This is a genomic window from Enterobacter cloacae complex sp. IR5401 (assembly GCF_049238425.1).
Classification (GTDB): Bacteria; Pseudomonadota; Gammaproteobacteria; order Enterobacterales; family Enterobacteriaceae; genus Enterobacter; species Enterobacter hormaechei_C.
Genome location: NZ_JBMKHN010000009.1, coordinates 143802 through 161701 on the forward strand (window position 1 = coordinate 143802; position 17900 = coordinate 161701).

The window sequence follows — 17900 nt, forward strand, 5'->3', positions numbered from 1 at the left end:
GTAATTTTTGCGTTTGTCTATGGGTCAGGGAGAGAGAAGATGAAGTTAATGAAGCGTGGCGTCGCGCTGGCGCTCATCGCCGCATGGGGGCTAACAAGCCTGCCCGCGCAGGCGTATGAAAAAGATAAAACCTATAAAATTACCATTCTGCATACTAACGATCATCACGGCCATTTCTGGCGCAGCGAATACGGTGAATATGGCCTGGCGGCGCAAAAAACGCTGGTGGATGGCATTCGTAAAGAGGTCGCGGCCCAGGGCGGCAGCGTGCTGTTGCTGTCGGGCGGGGATATTAATACCGGCGTACCGGAATCTGATTTGCAGGATGCCGAGCCTGATTTCCGCGGCATGAATTTAATTGGTTACGACGCGATGGCGGTCGGAAACCACGAGTTTGATAATCCGCTGAGCGTGTTGCGCCAGCAGGAGAAGTGGTCCAAATTCCCGTTCCTTTCCGCCAATATTTATCAGAAAAGCACCGGCGAGCGCTTGTTTAAACCGTGGGCGCTGTTCAAGCGTCAGGATCTGAAGATCGCGGTCATCGGCTTAACCACCGACGATACGGCCAAAATTGGCAACCCTGAATTTTTCACCGACATCGAATTCCGTAAACCGGCGGACGAAGCGAAGCTGGTGATCCAGGAGTTGCAGCAGAATGAAAAACCGGATGTGATTATCGCGACCACCCACATGGGGCATTACGATAACGGTCAGCACGGCTCTAACGCGCCGGGCGACGTGGAGATGGCGCGCAGCCTTCCAGCGGGCTCGCTGGCGATGATTGTGGGCGGTCATTCGCAGGATCCGGTCTGCATGGCTTCTGAGAATAAAAAGCAGGTAGATTATGTGCCCGGCACGCCGTGCGCGCCGGATCGTCAGAACGGGATCTGGATTGTACAGGCCCACGAGTGGGGTAAATACGTTGGCCGCGCGGATTTCGAATTCCGTAACGGCGAGATGAAGCTGGTGCACTATCAGCTCATCCCGGTCAACCTGAAGAAGAAAGTGACCTACCCGGACGGCAAAAGCGAGCGGGTACTCTACACGCCAGAGATCGCTGAAAACCAGCAGATGCTCTCTCTGCTGACGTCGTTCCAGAGCAAAGGGAAAGCGCAGCTGGACGTGAAGATTGGCACGCTTAACGGACGACTGGAAGGGGACCGCAGCAAAGTCCGCTTCGTGCAGACCAACATGGGGCGTCTGGTGCTGGCCGCGCAGATGGCGCGCACGAATGCGGATTTCGCCGTGATGAGCGGCGGCGGTATTCGTGACTCCATCGAAGGCGGAGACATCACCTATAAAGACGTGCTCAAAGTGCAGCCGTTTGGCAACGTGGTGGTCTATGCGGACATGAGCGGGAAGGAGGTGATTGACTACCTGACCGCCGTGGCGCAGATGAAGCCAGATTCCGGGGCGTATCCGCAGTTTGCTAACGTCAGCTTCGTCGCGAAGGACGGTAAGCTCAACGATCTCAAAATCAAAGGCGAACCGGTTGATACGGCGAAAACCTACCGCCTGGCAACGTTAAGCTTTAACGCCACCGGCGGCGACGGCTATCCGCATATCGATAACAAACCGGGCTATGTAAATACCGGGTTTATTGATGCGGAAGTGTTGAAGCAGTTTATCCAGCAAAATTCACCGATTGACGTGAACGCGTATGAGCCGAAAGGTGAGGTGAGCTGGCAGTAGTGTTGTGCGGCCTGATGCCCTCACCCCAACCCTCTCCCACCGGGAGAGGGCGCGAACACAAAAAACGGTAACGCCTGTTACCGTTTTGCTTTTACCTCGCAGCGCCACCGGGCAATTTTCTCAATCCCGGCGCGCAATATCCGCAAATTTCGCGTCCAGCATTTTCGCCAGATCGCCTGCGGACAGTTCGATATCCAGCCCGCGTTTGCCGCCAGAAATATAGATCGTTTCAAATTCTTGCGAAGGCGCATCGATCAGCGTGGGCAGACGCTTTTTCTGACCGAGCGGGCTGATCCCGCCGACCAGATAACCCGTTGTGCGTTGCGCAACCATCGGGTCTGCCATATCGACCTTTTTCGCTCCCAGCGCTTTGGCCACTTTCTTCAGATCAAGCTGTCCGGCGACGGGCGTTACTGCTACGGCGAGGTGCTTCATATCGCCGTTCACCGCGACCAGCAGCGTTTTGTAGACCTGGTCCGCGTTCAGCCCCAGCTTGCGCACCACTTCATCACCAAAGTTGGTTTCGTTCGGATCGTGATCGTAGGTGTGGATCCGGAAAGAAATTTTGTTTTTTTCGAGTAATTTAACGGCGGGAGTCATGGCTATCCTTCTTACGACAGACGATTCATGCCAGCAGCATACGCCTGACGTTTGTCTAAAAAATAGCACCATCTTGCGCAATAGTATTGGCAGTGATGGTTACTTTGAGCGACAATCGGCGTAGCCGAAGGTCACTTCGGTATAATAAAAACGATGAAATTCCTCTTTGACGGGCCAATAGAAATATTGGCCATTTTTTTATTTCAGCAGCGACGGCAAATTCCCTTCTCCGTACAAATGCAACGCGCCAACCGCGACAACATAACGACCGGCAGGCAGGGCATATAGCGTCTCCCGCCACGCCTGGTTGCGCGCGTTCATCAGCACATCATACAACGATTCACTGAACGTCGACGGTAACGCCAGCTTACCGTCTGCGGGCGACGCATCCAGCCACCAGCCAATCATCGTTTGCAGCAGACGCGCGTTGGTGTGCCAGTGGGTCAGGGTATCATCCAGTAGCATCTTGCCGTCATCGGGAAGCTGGCGAAGGAGCGCAATCTGGCTGTCCGTGCCTTCCAGTTCAATAACGGACAGGTTGCGCGCCCTTGCCGCATTCAGCAGTTGATAATCGATACCGTAATCGCCGCGCAGCCCCAGGCGCTGCGCCTGGGTTGCCTGTAGCACCATGGCAATTTGCCACAGGGGCAGGGTGTCGAGCATTGAGAGCGAGACGCCGGTCTCATCCGCAAGACGAGTAAGCTCAGCCAACTGCGTCTCGTTAAGACGTTCCGCCAGGGGGCGGCCGCTTTCCAGCCCGGCAAACGGCGATTCATGGCCGGAGATGTCGGCTTCGACGATCAGCGCGTCGGCGCGCTTCAGTAGTTTAATCAGGCCGGAGGGCAGGGGGGACATATCCTGCGTGCCCATATGAATGCTTCCCACCAGGTGCAGATGCTGCCCACCCGGAAGCGAAATATCCATACCGGGCCAGGCATAACGGCGGGGAAAAAGGGCGCGAAACGATGTTTTTATACGATTAAACAGACCCATACGCGCTCCATAAACGGAAAGGTTCATGCTAGCGCGTACGGGTACAAGGTTCAATCTTTCGGTTTAAACCGCAGCAGACGGTTAGCGTTGCTCACCACGGTAATTGACGAGAGCGCCATCGCCGCACCCGCAACAACCGGGTTCAGCAGGGTACCGGTCAGCGGCCACAAAATCCCGGCGGCAATCGGAATGCCGAGCGAGTTATAGACGAACGCCCCCAGCAGGTTCTGCTTCATGTTGCGCAACGTGGCTTTCGAAATCGCCAGCGCGTCCGCCACGCCCATCAGGCTGTGGCGCATCAGGGTGATCGCCGCGGTTTCAATGGCGACATCGCTCCCGCCGCCCATCGCAATTCCTACGTCAGCCTGCGCCAGCGCCGGGGCGTCGTTGATGCCGTCGCCCACCATCGCCACCTGGCGACCCTGACTTTGCAGGTTCTTGATGGCGTCCGCTTTGCCGTCCGGCAGCACGCCCGCGATCACCTCATCAATACCGGCTTCTTTGGCGATGGCGTTGGCGGTGGTCGGGTTGTCCCCGGTCAGCATCACCAGACGATAGCCCGCGCGGTGCAGGCGCTGTAAGGCATCTACGCTGTCCTGGCGTAACGGATCGCGCACGGCCAGCAGCGCCGCCACCTGACCATCCCTCGCCAGCAGAACCGGCGTCGCGCCCTGAGAGGCCTGCGCGTTCAGCTCAGCGTCCAGCGCGGACGTATCAACGCCGTGTTCAGTCAGCAGTGCCTGGTTTCCCAGCAGCAGCGTATGGCCTTCGGCTTCACCGCTGACCCCTAAACCGCGCAGGGTGCGGAAGTTACTTACCTGCGGCAGACGAGCATCACCGGCTTTCTCCAGGATGGCGCGCGCCAGCGGGTGGCTGGAGCCTTGTTCCAGCGCGGCGGCCAGGCGCAGGGCATCCGTCTCCGTACAGCCAACGGTACTGACGGCCACCACCTGCGGTTTGCCCTCGGTGAGCGTGCCGGTTTTATCAAAAACAAGGGTGTCCAGCGTGCTTGCCCGTTGCAGGGCGTCAGCATCACGGACCAGTACGCCAAATTCGGCGGCGCGTCCGACGCCAGAGATAATCGACATCGGCGTGGCCAGGCCAAGGGCACAAGGGCAGGCGATGATCAGTACCGTGGTGGCGATCACCAGGGTGTAGACAATCTGCGGCGCCGGGCCGAAGAAATACCAGATTGCCGCGCTCAACAGGGCAATACCGACGACTACCGGCACAAAAATGGCGGAGATTTTATCGGCAAGCTGACCAATCTCCGGCTTACTGCTCTGCGCCTGGCGGACCATGCGAATGATGCGTGACAGCGTGGTATGGCTCCCGACCGCGCTGGCGCGGAACAGCACGCTGCCGTCCTGCACGACCGTACCGGCATGCACGGCGTCGCCATCGGATTTCTGCTGGGGAATAGGCTCCCCGGTCAGCATCGCTTCATCCAGCCAGGCTTCGCCCTGGCTTATCTTACCGTCAACGGGAACACGGTCTCCCGTGGTCAGACGCAGCGTCATGCCGGGCTGAACCTCGGCCAATGGAACGCTTTTTTCCCCCTCGTCCGTGACCACGCGGGCCGTCGGCGGGGTTAAATCGAGTAATCTTTCCAGCGCTTTCGACGAGCGCTGACGCGCGCGGGCTTCGAGCATATGGCCTAAGTTAATCAGACCGATAATCATCGCACTCGCTTCATAATAGAGATGGCGCGCCTCCATCGGGAACCACTGCGGCCAGACGTTAACGCTCATCGAATAGAGCCACGCCGCGCCGGTCCCGAGGGCGACCAGGGTATCCATCGTCGCGGTGCGGTTTTTCAGGCTCTTCCAGGCGCTGGTATAGAAATGCCCGCCTGCAAACACCATCACCGCAAGGGTAATCAGACCAATCACCAGCCACAGGGTGCGGTTGTCAGCGGTGACCATCATGTTGTCACCCATCATGCCCCACACCATCACCGGAATACCGACCAGCAGGGCGACAATCGCCTGCCAGCGGAAGCGCTTCATGGTGGCGACAGCCGTTTCCTGCTGGCGCTCGCGGCGCTCGGCATCATCTTCGATGGCCTCCGCCCCGTAGCCCGCTTTCTCCACGGCCTGCACTAACTCTGCGGCGGAGGCGCTGCCCATCACCAGCGCAGTACGCTCCGCCAGGTTTACCCGTGCCTGTGCTACACCCGGTACCGCCTGTAAGGCGTTTTGTACCCGGGAAACGCAGCTGGCGCAGCTCATGCCGTTGATCAGCAGTTGTTGGCTGTCATCAATGTCATCAGCTACCGGAAGCTCAGGAGTGGCCGCTGTCAGTGCTTCCGACGGGGATGATGACTCTGCCAGCGGTTTAGCCTTTGGGTGGCTTAACTCCGCCCCGTAACCGGCCTGTTTAATGGTATCAATCAGCGCGTCGGCGCTGGCGCTGCCGGTCACGGCGGCATGATCGATAGTCACCTCAGCGCTTTCCACGTCAGGACGCTGCTCCAGGCTTTCTTTAACGCGTTTGACACAGTGGCCGCAGGAGAGGCCGTCCAGTGTCAGGTCAATAGTGTGAGACATAACAAAACTCCCGTATAATGTTCTGGTCAATTGTTGACCTTCACTCTGCTTTTCGCTAACTGTTATGAAGGTTAAACCTTCCATCAAGGGGAAGGTCAAGAATTTAAATTGCTGATTGAAAGGGATTTTTAAAATCAGCGTCCACATAGCGTCCACACTTCGACAAAAGTGTCCACATTACAATGACAAAGCCCCGCTTATTGAGCGGGGCTTTTTTCATAACAAGTTACTCTTCATCGTCTGAAGGTAGCTCTGTTTAATGACATAAACTTGGTTTACTTCCAACCACAAGCTTTTTGAAGCGGTTTCATTGCATCCGAAAGGCCCTTCAGATCGAAGGTTGCACTCACAGGGGCTTCATTGTATGGGGTGATTCTGGTGAACATTTTGTCTGCTTTGGCTAGAGATTTAATGAAATCAATGTCACTACCCTTGTAAAAAACCGCTTTGGTATCAGTTGAGATAGACCATTCTTTTTCAACTGCTTTCTGCTTATCCAGGCGGTAGAGCATGCTCGTTTGCTCAAGGCCCAGGTACACATCCCAGTTAATGAATACCTCCGTTTTCTTTTCGCGGCAGGCTACATACATTGTTGGAATCACACTTTCTCCAAAAGGTGTTCGAATGTAATCATTACTGTTAAGTGAGAGGATTATGTTTTTTGAGTCGTCTACCGGCGAGGTGCTAATTGATGTTTGCCACTTGCCAGGGTTAGAAACAGAATTTTCTACAGCTTCAGTTTCTGCGGATGTAGTTTGCGGGAATAACTGGTCGAAACATGCCAGCCTTTTAGTGCCATTAATTTCACTTTGGCACTCTAACAACTTAGCTCGGTCAGGTTGCTGATAATCAGTTTTTGCTGACGTGTTTATCGTGCTTGTTGTAGCTTTAAACGTTGGTGAGAAGAAGCGATCGTAACATGATAGTCGTTTATCGTTATCTTTCTCCTCAGGGCATTGATCTCTACTCTCGAATTTATCAGCATTTTGTGTTCGTGATGGCGGTATTGATGTGTCGTAACAAGAAAGTCGTTCAGCATTATTTTCCATAGCCCGACATTCAAGGACTGCATTGAAGTTTTTATGTTCACTTCCTGCGTATACAGACGCTGCATTGAGTGCCATAAATGATGCTATTGCATTTAAAAACAGCTTTTTCATTTAATCATCCCTTTGGTCTTGTGAGGAATACAAGGATACCGATGATTATGTCGCCTATAACCCAGACACTAGCGATTGCCATTAAACCTAGACCGGTACCAATTGCAGCCCCAGCTCTTTCTGCATCGGAAGTTGCGTGATTTATTACTTCACCACTACCACCTAATCCTGCGAAGAGGCAGTAGATCATAAATAAGTTGAACAGTATAAAAGCCCACTTGATGACTTTTCCAAAAAGTGAACGCCGTGGCTTTTTAAGTTGCTTCCCACATGACGGGCAGCGTAATGCTGTATCACTTACATCCTTAAGACACTCTGGACAGCTAACCAATGCCATAAACAAATCTCCTTAAATGAAAATCTTATCTTTTTGTTACAAATCATTGGGATTTTATCGGATTTGGACGCATTGACAAGTGAAAAGCCCCGTTACACTAACGGGGCTTTTGTTTAAATAATCAGGCTAAGTTGATTATTTCCATAGTGCGAGGCGGGAAAGGCATCGCGGGGGATGAAGTCTGGCGGTAACGGCGCAGTACCTGCACGCTTTGTTACCTCCCTTTCTACGCTGTTAAGCGTGGTGAATGACCGGCTACATTCCAGATTCTGACACTGGTGATATTGCCGGATTGTCATATCGGTTATTTTACGGCTGGTACGGGTGCGGGCCATAGCGCCGCAGAATGGACATCTGAACATAATGATGGCTCCCCTGTGGGAGTTGAACTCCATTTCATTTTATTCAGTTTCCGCTATCCAGTCAGGTATTTTCGCTTCCAGCTCCAGTCGGGTGGTAAAGCCGCTGTCGTCGATGACGTGCTCAGCACGCACAATGATCCAGTCCTGATTATCAATTTCATTCTTAAAACCGCTAACCGTGACGTGCATTTCGGGGTATAACTCAGCGCGGCCACGCGCCAGGGTGATCGAAAACTCTGCCGCGCCACGTTGAAGCTGTTGCCACTTAGCCGCCGCCGCGCGTTTTGCCGCTTCTTCATTCTGGTAGGTCTTGCGCAGCACATAAACGTTACCGTCTGCGCCCTCCATGTAATCGCCCTCACGGCTGTGGCTCTTCTCTTTTTTTGGCTTTGCAGGCTTGCGGCGCTTAACGCTGACCTTTTTCTTTTTGCCAAAATTGAGATCCAGCCAGTAAGCCCGAACGCCGGTATATGCATCCCGATCGGCAATACGAAAGCGGTGACGGTCGCCACTCGTGCGGTCAATACTGGCAGAGGGTATTGCCTTCCCGTAAGCGGTTACACCGCCACCCGGCAGGATAAACAGCAGACTGCCGTTCTTGACAGTGGCAATTGCACCCAGCATTTCCGCCATGCGGGTAAGGAAAGACATATCGCTTTCCTGCGTCTGGTCGGCGTGATCAATCTCAATATCCATGAGCATTTCACTGATTTGTGCCTTAAGTCCGTAACGGTGCGCTATGGCCGACACGACGCGCTCGACGGTCACGTCATGCCATGAGACTTCGCGCTTTACGTTGAACTCTTCACGAAAATCAGCACTGCGGGCAGTAATGCCAATCGTATCTGCTGGGCCTTCATGGGAAACCTCATCTACCGTGTACAGCCCCTTGTAGATCAGAGGCTCACCCAGCCAGCCAATTGATACGGCAAGCTCAGCCCCTCGCGGCGGCAGGGCAACCATACCGTCACTGTCATCAATGGAAATGGACAGCTGATCGGCATCGAATCCCCTGTTGTCCGTCAGTGACAGCGACATGATCCGATCATCAAGCTGCGTCAGCACCTCGCCGCCCATCGTAATGCTGAATCCCGGACTTTTTACAGCATCGGAAAGTGAATCGTTATAGCTGTTGACGGCGTCGTTAAGTGATTTTGTCAGGTCTGTAAGTGCCATGCCTCCTCCTTATTCCGGCGAAGGATCCCACGCGCGCGGGAGAGACTAAATCGGTTTTTGTTGTCGCAGTCCGGCCAGACCCGCAATAGCGTGAGTGGTGTTCAGACATGAGGGATTATCACTGCGAACTCAATAACGTAATGGTGGCTAACATGTCAGAGACACGTTTCCACGGTGTACGCGTCCGGGAGAATACCGACCTGGTAACGGCCATCAATGACATTGAATCAAGTGTCATTGGGGTCGTTGCTGTGGCGGATGATGCCGACGCGGATACCTTTCCCCTGAATACCCCCGTTTTACTGACGCGGGTTAACAATGTACTAGGTAAGGCGGGTAAAACTGGCTCCCTGTACAAAACGCTTAAAGCCATCGCTGACCAGACCAGCCCGAAGGTCATCGTTGTGCGGGTGGCAGCAGCTACCGAAGAAGAAGGCGGTAAAACGCAGTCGCAGCTCATCATGGGTGGCACGGCAGAAGACGGTAGCTATACCGGCATGTATGCATTTCTGACGGCTGAACAGAGGGTAGGCTATCGTCCGCGCATTCTGGCCGCACCAGACTACGACACGGAAGACGTGACCTCCGCGCTGTGTGTCATTGCGCAGAACCTGCGCGCGTTTGTTTATGCCAGTTGCTACGGCTGCACGACGATGGCAGAAGCTATCGCCTACCGCGCAACCTTCGCTTATCGTGAGCTAATGCTTATCTGGCCTGACTTCATCGCATACAACCCGCAGACCGGAGAAAATGAAATCTTCCCGGCCCCGGCCTATGCCTGCGGGCTCCGCGCGCTGATTGACAACAATCAGGGCTGGCATAAATCGCTTTCCAACGTGGCGGTCAAGAACGTGCTGGGTATTTCGCAGGATGTTTTCTGGTCGCTTCAGGCCGAAGACAGCGACGCGAACGAACTGAACAACAAGGAGATCACGACGCTCATCAAGCGTAACGGTTTCCGGTTCTGGGGAAACCGCGTTACCGACACCAAAGATTATATCTTTGAGGTTTATACCCGAACGGCACAGATTCTGGCTGACAGTATCGCTGAGGCGCAATTTGAATTAGTGGACGAACCGCTAACCCCGGCCAACGTCAAGGACGTGGTCAGCGGCATCAGCGGCAAACTCAATTCGCTGGTGACGCAGGGGCGGCTAATTGGTGCTGAATGCTGGTTTGATATCCTGGATAACCCGACAACCGGTCTCCGCCAGGGTCAGGTACGCATTCGCTATAAATATACGCCGGTTCCGCCAATGGAAGATCTGACGCTCTACCAGACCTTCACAGACGAGTATTTCGAATCGGCGTTTTCTTCCTTGGGAGGTGCATAAATGGCGGTTCCTCACAAACTGCGCCTGTTCACCTGCTTTGTGAACGGCAGCAACTGCATCGGCAAAGTATCTTCCGTGACGCTGCCAAAACTGACCCGTAAAACTGAAGATTTTCAGGGCGGCGGTATGATTGGCTCCGCTGCGGTGGATCTCGGTCTGGACAGTGGCGCGCTGGACACCACGATGGTGGTTGGTGGTCTGGTTCAGTCGCTACTGCTGAACTACTGCGGCGATATCGACGAAACCCGCTTCCGCTTCGCCGGTGAATATTACACCGATGGCGAAAGCCTGCTGGTTGAGGTCGAACTGCGCGGACGTATCACCGAAATAGATGGCGGTGAAAGCAAGCAGGGAGAAGATACCTCCGTCAGCTACACGATGAAGAACACCTATTACAGGCTCACCATCGACGACAAGCCGCTGTTTGAGTTTGATCTGCTGAACTTCATCTACAAGAAAGACGGCAAGAATATCTACCCTGACCGCATTACGTCTGCGCTGGGAATGGGTAACTGATTAACCTGTTAAGTGGCGGTATGCCCGTGCCGCCCGGAGTATTCAAGAATGAGCAAGAAAACTGATAACGCCATTATGCTGGCAAAACCTGTTGTTCGCGGCGATGAGAAAATCACTCAGGTAACGATCACAGATGAGATCAAACAGGCTGGCTCCCTGCGCGGTCTGAAGCTGGTTAATGTGATGAATATGGATGTGGATTCGGTGGCGATACTGCTGACTCGCGTTACATCACCACGCCTCAAACAGACCGAAATCAACGAAATGGATACCCGCGATTTTGTCAGCCTGTCTGAAGCGCTCGTCCCTTTTTTGACACCTGCGGGGTCTGGAGCGTCGAGCGAGGCGGAGACGGAGAATCAGTAACACTCCTGCGGTTCGACCTGATCGACGATCTGGTTGCTGATATCGCGGTTGTTTTCAACTGGCCGCCCTCTGAAGTCTTCACGATGGAACTGGGCGAAGTCATAGCCTGGCGTGAGCGGGCGGCTGTCCGAAGTGGAGCCAGTGACAGTGAAAAGCCTTAATATCCGCGTCGCGTTCAGCGCGATCGATAAACTTACCCGCCCGGTCAATTCCGCCCGCCAGAGTGCGGGCGGTTTGTCTGAGTCCCTCAAAAAAACGCAGTCCAGCATTAAAGATCTGGACAGTCAGTCCCGCACTTTCAACCGGCTGCGCGATAGCGTACAAAAGACCTCCCGCAAAATCGACGACGCCAGCCGGACCCTTGAAGGCCTGAATCAGGCGCAGCGGGAAGGTACACAGCTCACAGATAAGCAGAAAGCCCATATGGCAGCGCTTGCCGCAAAGCTGGAGCGCCTGAATTCTGCACGCACGCAGGAAATGATCAAGCTGCGCGCCGCTTCACAGGCGTTGCGCGGCCACGGCGTTTCACTGGTCGGCAGTGACCGCACCATTCAGAGTGCCATCCGTCGAACTGAACAGTACAACCAGACACTTGAGCGGGAACGGCGACAACTTGCTGCGGTCACGCAGGCACGTGGGCGTTATGACCAGATGCAGCAAACGGCGGGCAAACTTCGCGGCGGTGGCACGATGGCCGTTGCCGGGGCCACTGCTGCCGGTTACGTAGCGGGACGTTTCTTATCACCCGCCGTTGGGTTTGATCGGGAAATGTCCCGCGTGCAGGCGCTGACCCGCATAGATAAAAGCTCCTTTGACTTTTCAGCACTTCGTGACCAGGCCAAAAAGCTGGGTGCTGAAACGCAGTTCACCACGACTGACGCTGCCAGCGGGCAGGCATTTCTCGCGATGGCCGGCTTCACTCCTCAGGCTATTCAGGCCGCACTACCAGGCGTACTCAATATGGCGCTGGCCGGTGGGATGGATTTAGGTGAAAGCGCCGATATCAGCTCAAACATCCTGTCTCAGTTCCGCCTCGATCCCAAAGAAATGGATCGCGTCAGCGACGTATTAACTGGCGCGTTCACCCGTACCAACACCGATCTGCAAAATATCGGTGAGGCGATGAAGTACGCCGGGACAGGGCTTTCCAACCTTGGCGTCAGCGTCGAACAGACCACGGCCATGATCGGCGTGATGGCGAACGTAGGCCTACGTGGGAGTATCGCCGGTACAGGTTTGCAGGCCACATTTTCACGCCTTGCCGCACCAACCGGCAGGGCAAAAAACGCGCTAAAAGAACTGGGCGTAGAAGTCGCTGACGCAACGGGGAAAATGCGCCCCGCTGAAGTGGTTCTCACCGATCTCTATAAAAAGATCAGCAAGTACGGGGATACCGATAAACTCTCATTCTTCAAGGATATCGCCGGTGAAGAAGCGTCAAAGTCATTCCAGGCCCTGGTTATGTCGGCCGGGAGCGGCGAACTTCAGAAATTGCTTGGTGAACTGAAAAACGCCAAAGGTGAGGCACAGAAAGCCGCCAAAATAATGGCGGATAACCTTGATGGCGATTTCAAGAATCTGGACAGCGCCTGGGAAGGGTTCCGCATCCAGATTAACGATCTCGTTAACAACCAGCTTCGCGCCCTGACCCAGGGGCTGAGTAATGTTGTGGGGAATATGACGCAGTGGGCGAAGGAGAATCCAAAGCTCGCCCAATCCCTGCTGGTTGTCGGCGGTAGCGTTCTGGCACTGACCGCCGCCATTGGCGGCACATCGCTGGCGGTCGGCCTGCTGATGGGGCCATTGGCTAAACTCCAGTTAGGTTTTACCCTGCTGACAGGGGGCAGAGGCATAGCCGGAACGATTGCCGCTCTGCGAACGCTCGGCACGGCTTCCGGCCCGGCGATGGCAAGCGTGCGCGGATGGGGGCCAGTTCTCGGCTCGTTAGCAGGGAAAATGCGGGGCGTTTCGACCATCATACCCTCTATGCGTGGCGCACTTATGGGGGTATTTCTTGCACCAGGTGCCGCGCTGGGAGCGTTGACTAAAAACCTCGGAATGCTCGCTCTTCGCCTGACAGGCTTACCGGTCATATGGAGCATGATCACTGCTGCGGTGTCTATGCTGGGTACAGCGCTGTCACTGCTGTTTAGTCCGATTGGCCTGATAGTGGCGGCGTTTGTTGCTGCCGGAGTTCTTATCTGGCGTTACTGGGAGCCTCTTAAAGCATTTTTTGCTGGCGTATTCACCGGCATCATGGAAAGTCTGGCCCCGTTACGTGACGCCTTATCGCAGTTCAGCCCCATCTTTGACGCGATAGGCAGCGCTGTCAGCCAGGTCTTTAACTGGTTCAAATCTCTGCTTTCCCCGATGGAGTCCAGCAAGGAAACACTGGATAAGTGCGCCAGCGCCGGTGAGGTATTCGGTAACGTTCTTGGTGGTGCTCTCCAGCTTGTTCTGACGCCTGCAAAAATGCTGCTGGATACACTGGCATGGATCCTTGAAAAGCTCGGCGTTCTGCCTGATGAAGCTGAAAAAGCCAGGAAGAAGATCGAGCACGCGCAACGCATGGCCGTTCTTCAGGACAAAGTAGCCCTTCTTCAGGGCGATATCGCTAAAATTGCACCGAAAAAAGTTGAGGTGAAAAACGTTCCGCCTGGCGCACCTCAACCCTCATCACCGCTGACCGGCGATAACGGCACATTGCGCCGGTTGCAGAATATCGACAGCAACACCAAAGCAACAGCCGACAACACGAAGAAGATCGGCCCCGGCGATATCGTGTTTAAAAACCTGCCCCGTGCGCTGGCCGTTCGTGGGGAATGGAAGGAGTCGCAGCTGGCCAGCACGGTCAGGAACAACGGGTTAAGCGAACATCCCGCAGTGGTAGCGGCATCGCTTTCCGTTAAGCAGGCTGAACTTCTGCCAGTCAGCCGCAGCGCCAGCAATATACCGGTTGCCGCTGGCGGCTTTACGGGGGAAATCCACGTACACCTGCACGGCGTTGACCGGCAGGACGCGCGCGAAATTGGCCGCATTGCTGCCGACGCGGTGAATGCCGAAATGGCCCGTCTTGCGCGGCTCAATCGCGGTAGCTTCAAAGACAGAGATTAAGGGGAAGCAACATTATGATGATGATATACGGGATGTTCGTTTTTGAACTGAAGACACTACCCTACCAGCAGCTGCGCCACTCGCTGAACTGGCGACATGTGAAAAACGATCGTATTAACCGATCGGCGAAATGGCAATACATCGGCGCAGGAGAGACGCAAATCAATCTGGACGGGGTGCTTTACCCTGAAATTACAGGCGGCGACGTGTCTCTTACCGTCCTGGCTACTCAGGCATACACCGGGCGTCCCTGGCCTTTAATCAGCGGGGCGGGGCAGATTTACGGCATGTACGTGCTGACCGGGCTACAGGCCACTCATACGGAGTTTGACCGTTACGGAAAGGCGAAGAAAATAGAGTTTTCGATCAGCTTCCAGCGCTGTGATGAAGACTTACGCGAGCGCCTGCAAGCGTCGTCAGTTGGCGATCTGCTCTCAGGGCTGAAGGATAAAGCCACATCCGCCTACAACTCTGCCAGTAGTACGCTGTCTGGCCTGTTCTGACGGCACCCACATAAATCGGAAGCGGGCACTTGGCCGCTTCCTCTCCTTGCGGCACTGCCATAACTGACAGTGCTACAGCACCGTTAAAAATGACTGTACTCGATACCAATGGCCAGCCCGGTTAAAACCGGCCATGCGTAACGGCAGCGAAATCGTTTGGCGGAGGATAGCATCTGATGCGATACGATCGTTTTGACCGAACGATTAATGTAATTCGATCGTTTTAATCCATTATCAATGAAGGGCTATTGTCGTTATCGTTGCGCCACTAACGAGGAAGTGATAATGATGATTTTACTCTGGATTGTTGGTGGTCTGGCTGCATGGTGGCTCTTTGGCTTTTGCTGGCTCAGACTGTTTGCAGGTGATGAAACAGAAAAAGACTATGAAGAATGCCCCTATGATTAAACCCGCTTATAGCGGGCTTTTTTATACTCAGAAGAAAGCTATCACACCGGGAGTGCAGGCCATTCAATATCCGGCACGGCATCAGGTGAAACCCGGCTAAGGTAAACACGGTATTTTTTCCACACCGTCAACATGCTGACCTCATTCTCGGTCGCTACCCCCAAATCTACGGCATCCTGTAATGTTTCAATCGTGAGTGTTGCCTCCTGCATCAGCCGTTTTTTCTCACTTTCTGCGAACGACACCGCTGCGGCGCGTTCTGCCTCCGTGTCTTTTTCCCAGCCTTCACCATTCCATCGCATAAAGTTTCCATCAGGGGCGATTGTCGTTATATCTGCTGGCAATGCACCTGGCCCGGTAAGAAATACGCGCTCGCCTGTTTCTTTGCTGTATAGCGTTTGATTTCGATAGTCCTCGACCAGATCCCACGCAGCCCCGTTGAATACGGCGACTTTTCCTTCTGGCACGTCGGGCGGGGCAATGTTCGTGCAGTCTGCCGGGAGACCAGTATTAGCCGGTATATAAGCATCCCCCGCGCCAATAAACTCTCGGGTGTCTGCGCGGAGGTTGTAAATTCGGATAGTGCGGTCTTTACCAGAAAATTTAAAAGCCATTATGCAAGCCTCACAATGTAATTATAAGCGATATTTTTAACGGTGTTTTCTGTGTTACCGGCAGCGGCAACGGTAATGGTGTGGGTATGCGACCCCATAACAACCGAGTGTGTGTGCGACCCTACGGCCACCGTATGCGTATGAGCCCCTACGGCTACCGTATGCGCATGCGCGCCAGCGCTGGCCGCAGTACCCGTTACGCTGTGTGTGTGTGCCCCAGCATTTACGGTATAAGATGACGTATCAACAAAGCCGGCTTTATTAAAGACGTTACGGTCGATATAAACGCCATTCCCGCCCCCACCATCACGCCATGCTCTCTGGGCGTGACTGTGGTCGCCAGCACTTGCAGCAGTACCGGAAACGCTGTGCGTATGTGCACCGGTGCTGTTTGATGTTTTAGTCCCGTAGTCAAAGGCGCTGGTCGTTTTCGTCCCGTAATCGAATGCGCTGGTATTTTTCGTCCCGAGATCGGTTGATGAAGCTGATGCCCCGTGATTGTGCGATTTAATGCCGTCCTGTTCCTGTGACAGCACTGCACGACCGCTTGCAGGCTTCCCTTTAATCGTCCATCCGCGCATATCAGGAATTACGCCTGACGGATATGCTGCCGCCAGAAGGGGATAAGCCGCTTTATCGAAGGTTTGCCCCGCCATAATGGCATAACCGAACGGTGCCACATCGGACGGCCACGGAATAGGGGCACCAACAGGAAACGCATCAACAGGCGTCCACGCAGTCCAGGCACCAGTTGAATACTGGCTCCGGGTATAACTTCTGGAACTGTTATAAACCCTGTAAACCTGCGTTACTCCGGCATTTTTATAAACAACCAGCGTTCCGGCGTTATTTTCGGGGTAGTGCCTAGCGGCTGAGGTATTGGCGTTCGCTGGTTGGTAATAAATTCCCGGCGTTTTCAGCGTATCCAAATCCTCTGTCGAAAGCCCAATAGCCTGACCGTTGAAAATATCCTGAGAGGTTACGTTTATATCGGCTATCAGCGCCCGGCCATTGACCTTGCGCCCGCTAGGAACCGCACCTACGTCCGCGGCTGTAGGTTTATTCTTATCGGTATAAAAATATTGGTAACTCTTTGTTTGCCCGGCATCCCAGCGAATCGCAATTTTGCCTGTGCTGTCTGACGGAATAATCAGATGTCTGTCGTCCCTGTTTCCTCCTCCATCCTGTAGCAGTGTAATAGTGTGAGCGTACGGGCCACCACCAATAGCATGCGTCCAGAAGCCAGAAGGTAATCCGGTTGGAATATTGTCATAATTGTTTGACCCGGCCACGGTTGTCCGTGGGGCTGTCCCACCAAGCCCCCCATAGCCAACTGTCAACACTCTGCCCGCTGTAGTATCGGTCTGAGAAGCGACGACATCCTTACCCGACGCTGTCTTGAGACTGTCTTTTACTTTCGCCAGTTCATCATTTACCGCTTTAACCGCTTTCGGCGTCGCTGCGAGCGCCTCAGACGCGCTGTCGGTCGCGTTGCTGAGCTGGACGATACCCTTTTGCGCCGTGGTGGCGTCCTGAGACGTGTATTTACCTTTGGCAAGGTCATACGCCGTTTTAACTGCTTTCGGCGTTGCTGCGACGCTCTCCGACGTGCTGTCGGTCGCGCTGCTTAACTGCGTGAAACCCTTTGCGGTGAGTGTAGCGTCAGGATGGCGGCGGGACTGCTCATGCTCCGCGAGTTTGTCGTCAACGTAATCCTGCGTTGCCATCACCGTTGAGGTATCAATGGTCAGTTCGACTGACTCGATGTCGCTTACCATGATAACCATGCGAATGGTCTGCGCACGGCCTGAACCTTCCGCCAGCGCTGGCTTGTAGCTTTCGGCCATATTGCCGACCGCGATCAGCGTGCCGGCGTCATCATAAAGCCCCATTTCACGCATCCAGAAACCGCCAGTCTCAGGCGGGATAACGAGCTCCGCCACGACATAATTCTTATTCTTTTTGTCCTGGCTGATTTTGTTCAGCGCGTGACGCCAGACCTCTTTGACCAGCTTTGTCTGATTCGGGTCAGGCGTCGGCAACGTACCGCCACCGTCGCCCACAGCCATCGCCGTAAAGTTCACCTTTTTCCCGTTCGGAATGGTTGCTGCCGCGAGTTTTTCCGCACCGGCTTTGGTGATAACTGTTTTAAATTTCACTGCCATTGTGTTCTCAC

17 protein-coding genes are annotated in these 17900 nt (G+C 54.4%); 8 read left to right on the forward strand and 9 right to left on the reverse strand.

Features of this window, described 5'->3' with window-relative positions:
* The first annotated feature begins 39 nt into the window (after positions 1 to 39).
* The gene (ushA, locus tag ACOTX1_RS15050; RefSeq protein WP_023315544.1) at positions 40 to 1692 is read left to right on the forward strand and encodes a bifunctional UDP-sugar hydrolase/5'-nucleotidase UshA; all 1653 of its coding nucleotides are present in this window, start codon (positions 40 to 42) and stop codon (positions 1690 to 1692) included.
* A 120-nt stretch (positions 1693 to 1812) separates the two neighbouring features.
* Here the strand turns inward: ushA and ybaK are convergent, their stop codons facing one another.
* The 7 genes from ybaK to ACOTX1_RS15085 all read right to left on the reverse strand — a co-directional run bounded on the left by ybaK (position 1813) and on the right by ACOTX1_RS15085 (position 8869).
* Entirely contained in the window at positions 1813 to 2292 is a 480-nt protein-coding gene (ybaK, locus tag ACOTX1_RS15055; protein WP_003858950.1) for a Cys-tRNA(Pro)/Cys-tRNA(Cys) deacylase YbaK, read from the reverse strand.
* 198 nt (positions 2293 to 2490) lie between these two features.
* A complete protein-coding gene (locus tag ACOTX1_RS15060) occupies positions 2491 to 3285 on the reverse strand; it encodes a TraB/GumN family protein (RefSeq protein WP_023315545.1) in 795 nt (264 codons plus the stop codon).
* Between the two features lie 50 nt (positions 3286 to 3335).
* Positions 3336 to 5834, reverse strand: coding sequence for a copper-exporting P-type ATPase CopA (gene copA / locus ACOTX1_RS15065; protein ID WP_023315546.1), 2499 nt, complete (start codon positions 5832 to 5834; stop codon positions 3336 to 3338).
* Positions 5835 to 6109: 275 nt separating this feature from the next.
* Positions 6110 to 6994, reverse strand: coding sequence for a type VI secretion system-associated protein TagO (locus tag ACOTX1_RS15070; protein ID WP_045346378.1), 885 nt, complete (start codon positions 6992 to 6994; stop codon positions 6110 to 6112).
* 4 nt (positions 6995 to 6998) lie between these two features.
* Entirely contained in the window at positions 6999 to 7331 is a 333-nt protein-coding gene (locus ACOTX1_RS15075; RefSeq protein WP_010428212.1) for a hypothetical protein, read from the reverse strand.
* Between the two features lie 113 nt (positions 7332 to 7444).
* Positions 7445 to 7693 carry an ogr/Delta-like zinc finger family protein gene (locus tag ACOTX1_RS15080; RefSeq protein WP_045346406.1) on the reverse strand — a complete coding sequence of 83 codons (249 nt, stop codon included), beginning with the start codon at positions 7691 to 7693 and terminating at the stop codon, positions 7445 to 7447.
* Between the two features lie 39 nt (positions 7694 to 7732).
* Positions 7733 to 8869, reverse strand: coding sequence for a phage late control D family protein (locus ACOTX1_RS15085; protein WP_045346379.1), 1137 nt, complete (start codon positions 8867 to 8869; stop codon positions 7733 to 7735).
* A gap of 152 nt (positions 8870 to 9021) precedes the next feature.
* Here ACOTX1_RS15085 and ACOTX1_RS15090 point away from each other — a divergent pair, with 152 nt between their 5' ends.
* The 7 genes from ACOTX1_RS15090 to ACOTX1_RS15120 all read left to right on the forward strand — a co-directional run bounded on the left by ACOTX1_RS15090 (position 9022) and on the right by ACOTX1_RS15120 (position 15110).
* Positions 9022 to 10203, forward strand: coding sequence for a phage tail sheath subtilisin-like domain-containing protein (locus ACOTX1_RS15090; RefSeq protein ID WP_045346381.1), 1182 nt, complete (start codon positions 9022 to 9024; stop codon positions 10201 to 10203).
* On the forward strand, positions 10204 to 10719 hold the full coding sequence (locus tag ACOTX1_RS15095) for a phage major tail tube protein (RefSeq protein ID WP_045346382.1): 516 nt from the start codon (positions 10204 to 10206) through the stop codon (positions 10717 to 10719).
* A 48-nt stretch (positions 10720 to 10767) separates the two neighbouring features.
* On the forward strand, positions 10768 to 11085 hold the full coding sequence (locus ACOTX1_RS15100) for a phage tail assembly protein (protein ID WP_045346384.1): 318 nt from the start codon (positions 10768 to 10770) through the stop codon (positions 11083 to 11085).
* 5 nt (positions 11086 to 11090) lie between these two features.
* A complete protein-coding gene (locus tag ACOTX1_RS15105; RefSeq protein ID WP_032424037.1) occupies positions 11091 to 11246 on the forward strand; it encodes a GpE family phage tail protein in 156 nt (51 codons plus the stop codon).
* Positions 11233 to 14199 carry a phage tail tape measure protein gene (locus ACOTX1_RS15110; protein WP_263521475.1) on the forward strand — a complete coding sequence of 989 codons (2967 nt, stop codon included), beginning with the start codon at positions 11233 to 11235 and terminating at the stop codon, positions 14197 to 14199. Before ACOTX1_RS15105 ends, ACOTX1_RS15110 begins: the two co-directional genes overlap by 14 nt.
* Positions 14200 to 14213: 14 nt before the next feature.
* Complete coding sequence (locus ACOTX1_RS15115) at positions 14214 to 14702, forward strand: phage tail protein (RefSeq protein ID WP_014072465.1); 489 nt, start codon at positions 14214 to 14216, stop codon at positions 14700 to 14702.
* Positions 14703 to 14987: 285 nt separating this feature from the next.
* Positions 14988 to 15110: a hypothetical protein gene (locus ACOTX1_RS15120; protein WP_263521476.1), complete on the forward strand. Its 123-nt coding sequence runs from the start codon at positions 14988 to 14990 to the stop codon at positions 15108 to 15110.
* Positions 15111 to 15151: 41 nt separating this feature from the next.
* On the opposite strand, the gene ACOTX1_RS15125 is transcribed toward ACOTX1_RS15120, so the two are convergent.
* Positions 15152 to 15724, reverse strand: a complete 573-nt coding sequence (locus tag ACOTX1_RS15125) for a tail fiber assembly protein (RefSeq protein WP_045897024.1) — start codon at positions 15722 to 15724, stop codon at positions 15152 to 15154.
* Entirely contained in the window at positions 15724 to 17889 is a 2166-nt protein-coding gene (locus tag ACOTX1_RS15130) for a phage tail protein (RefSeq protein WP_045346387.1), read from the reverse strand. The genes ACOTX1_RS15125 and ACOTX1_RS15130 overlap by 1 nt, the downstream gene beginning before the upstream one ends.
* Between the last annotated feature and the right edge of the window lie 11 nt (positions 17890 to 17900).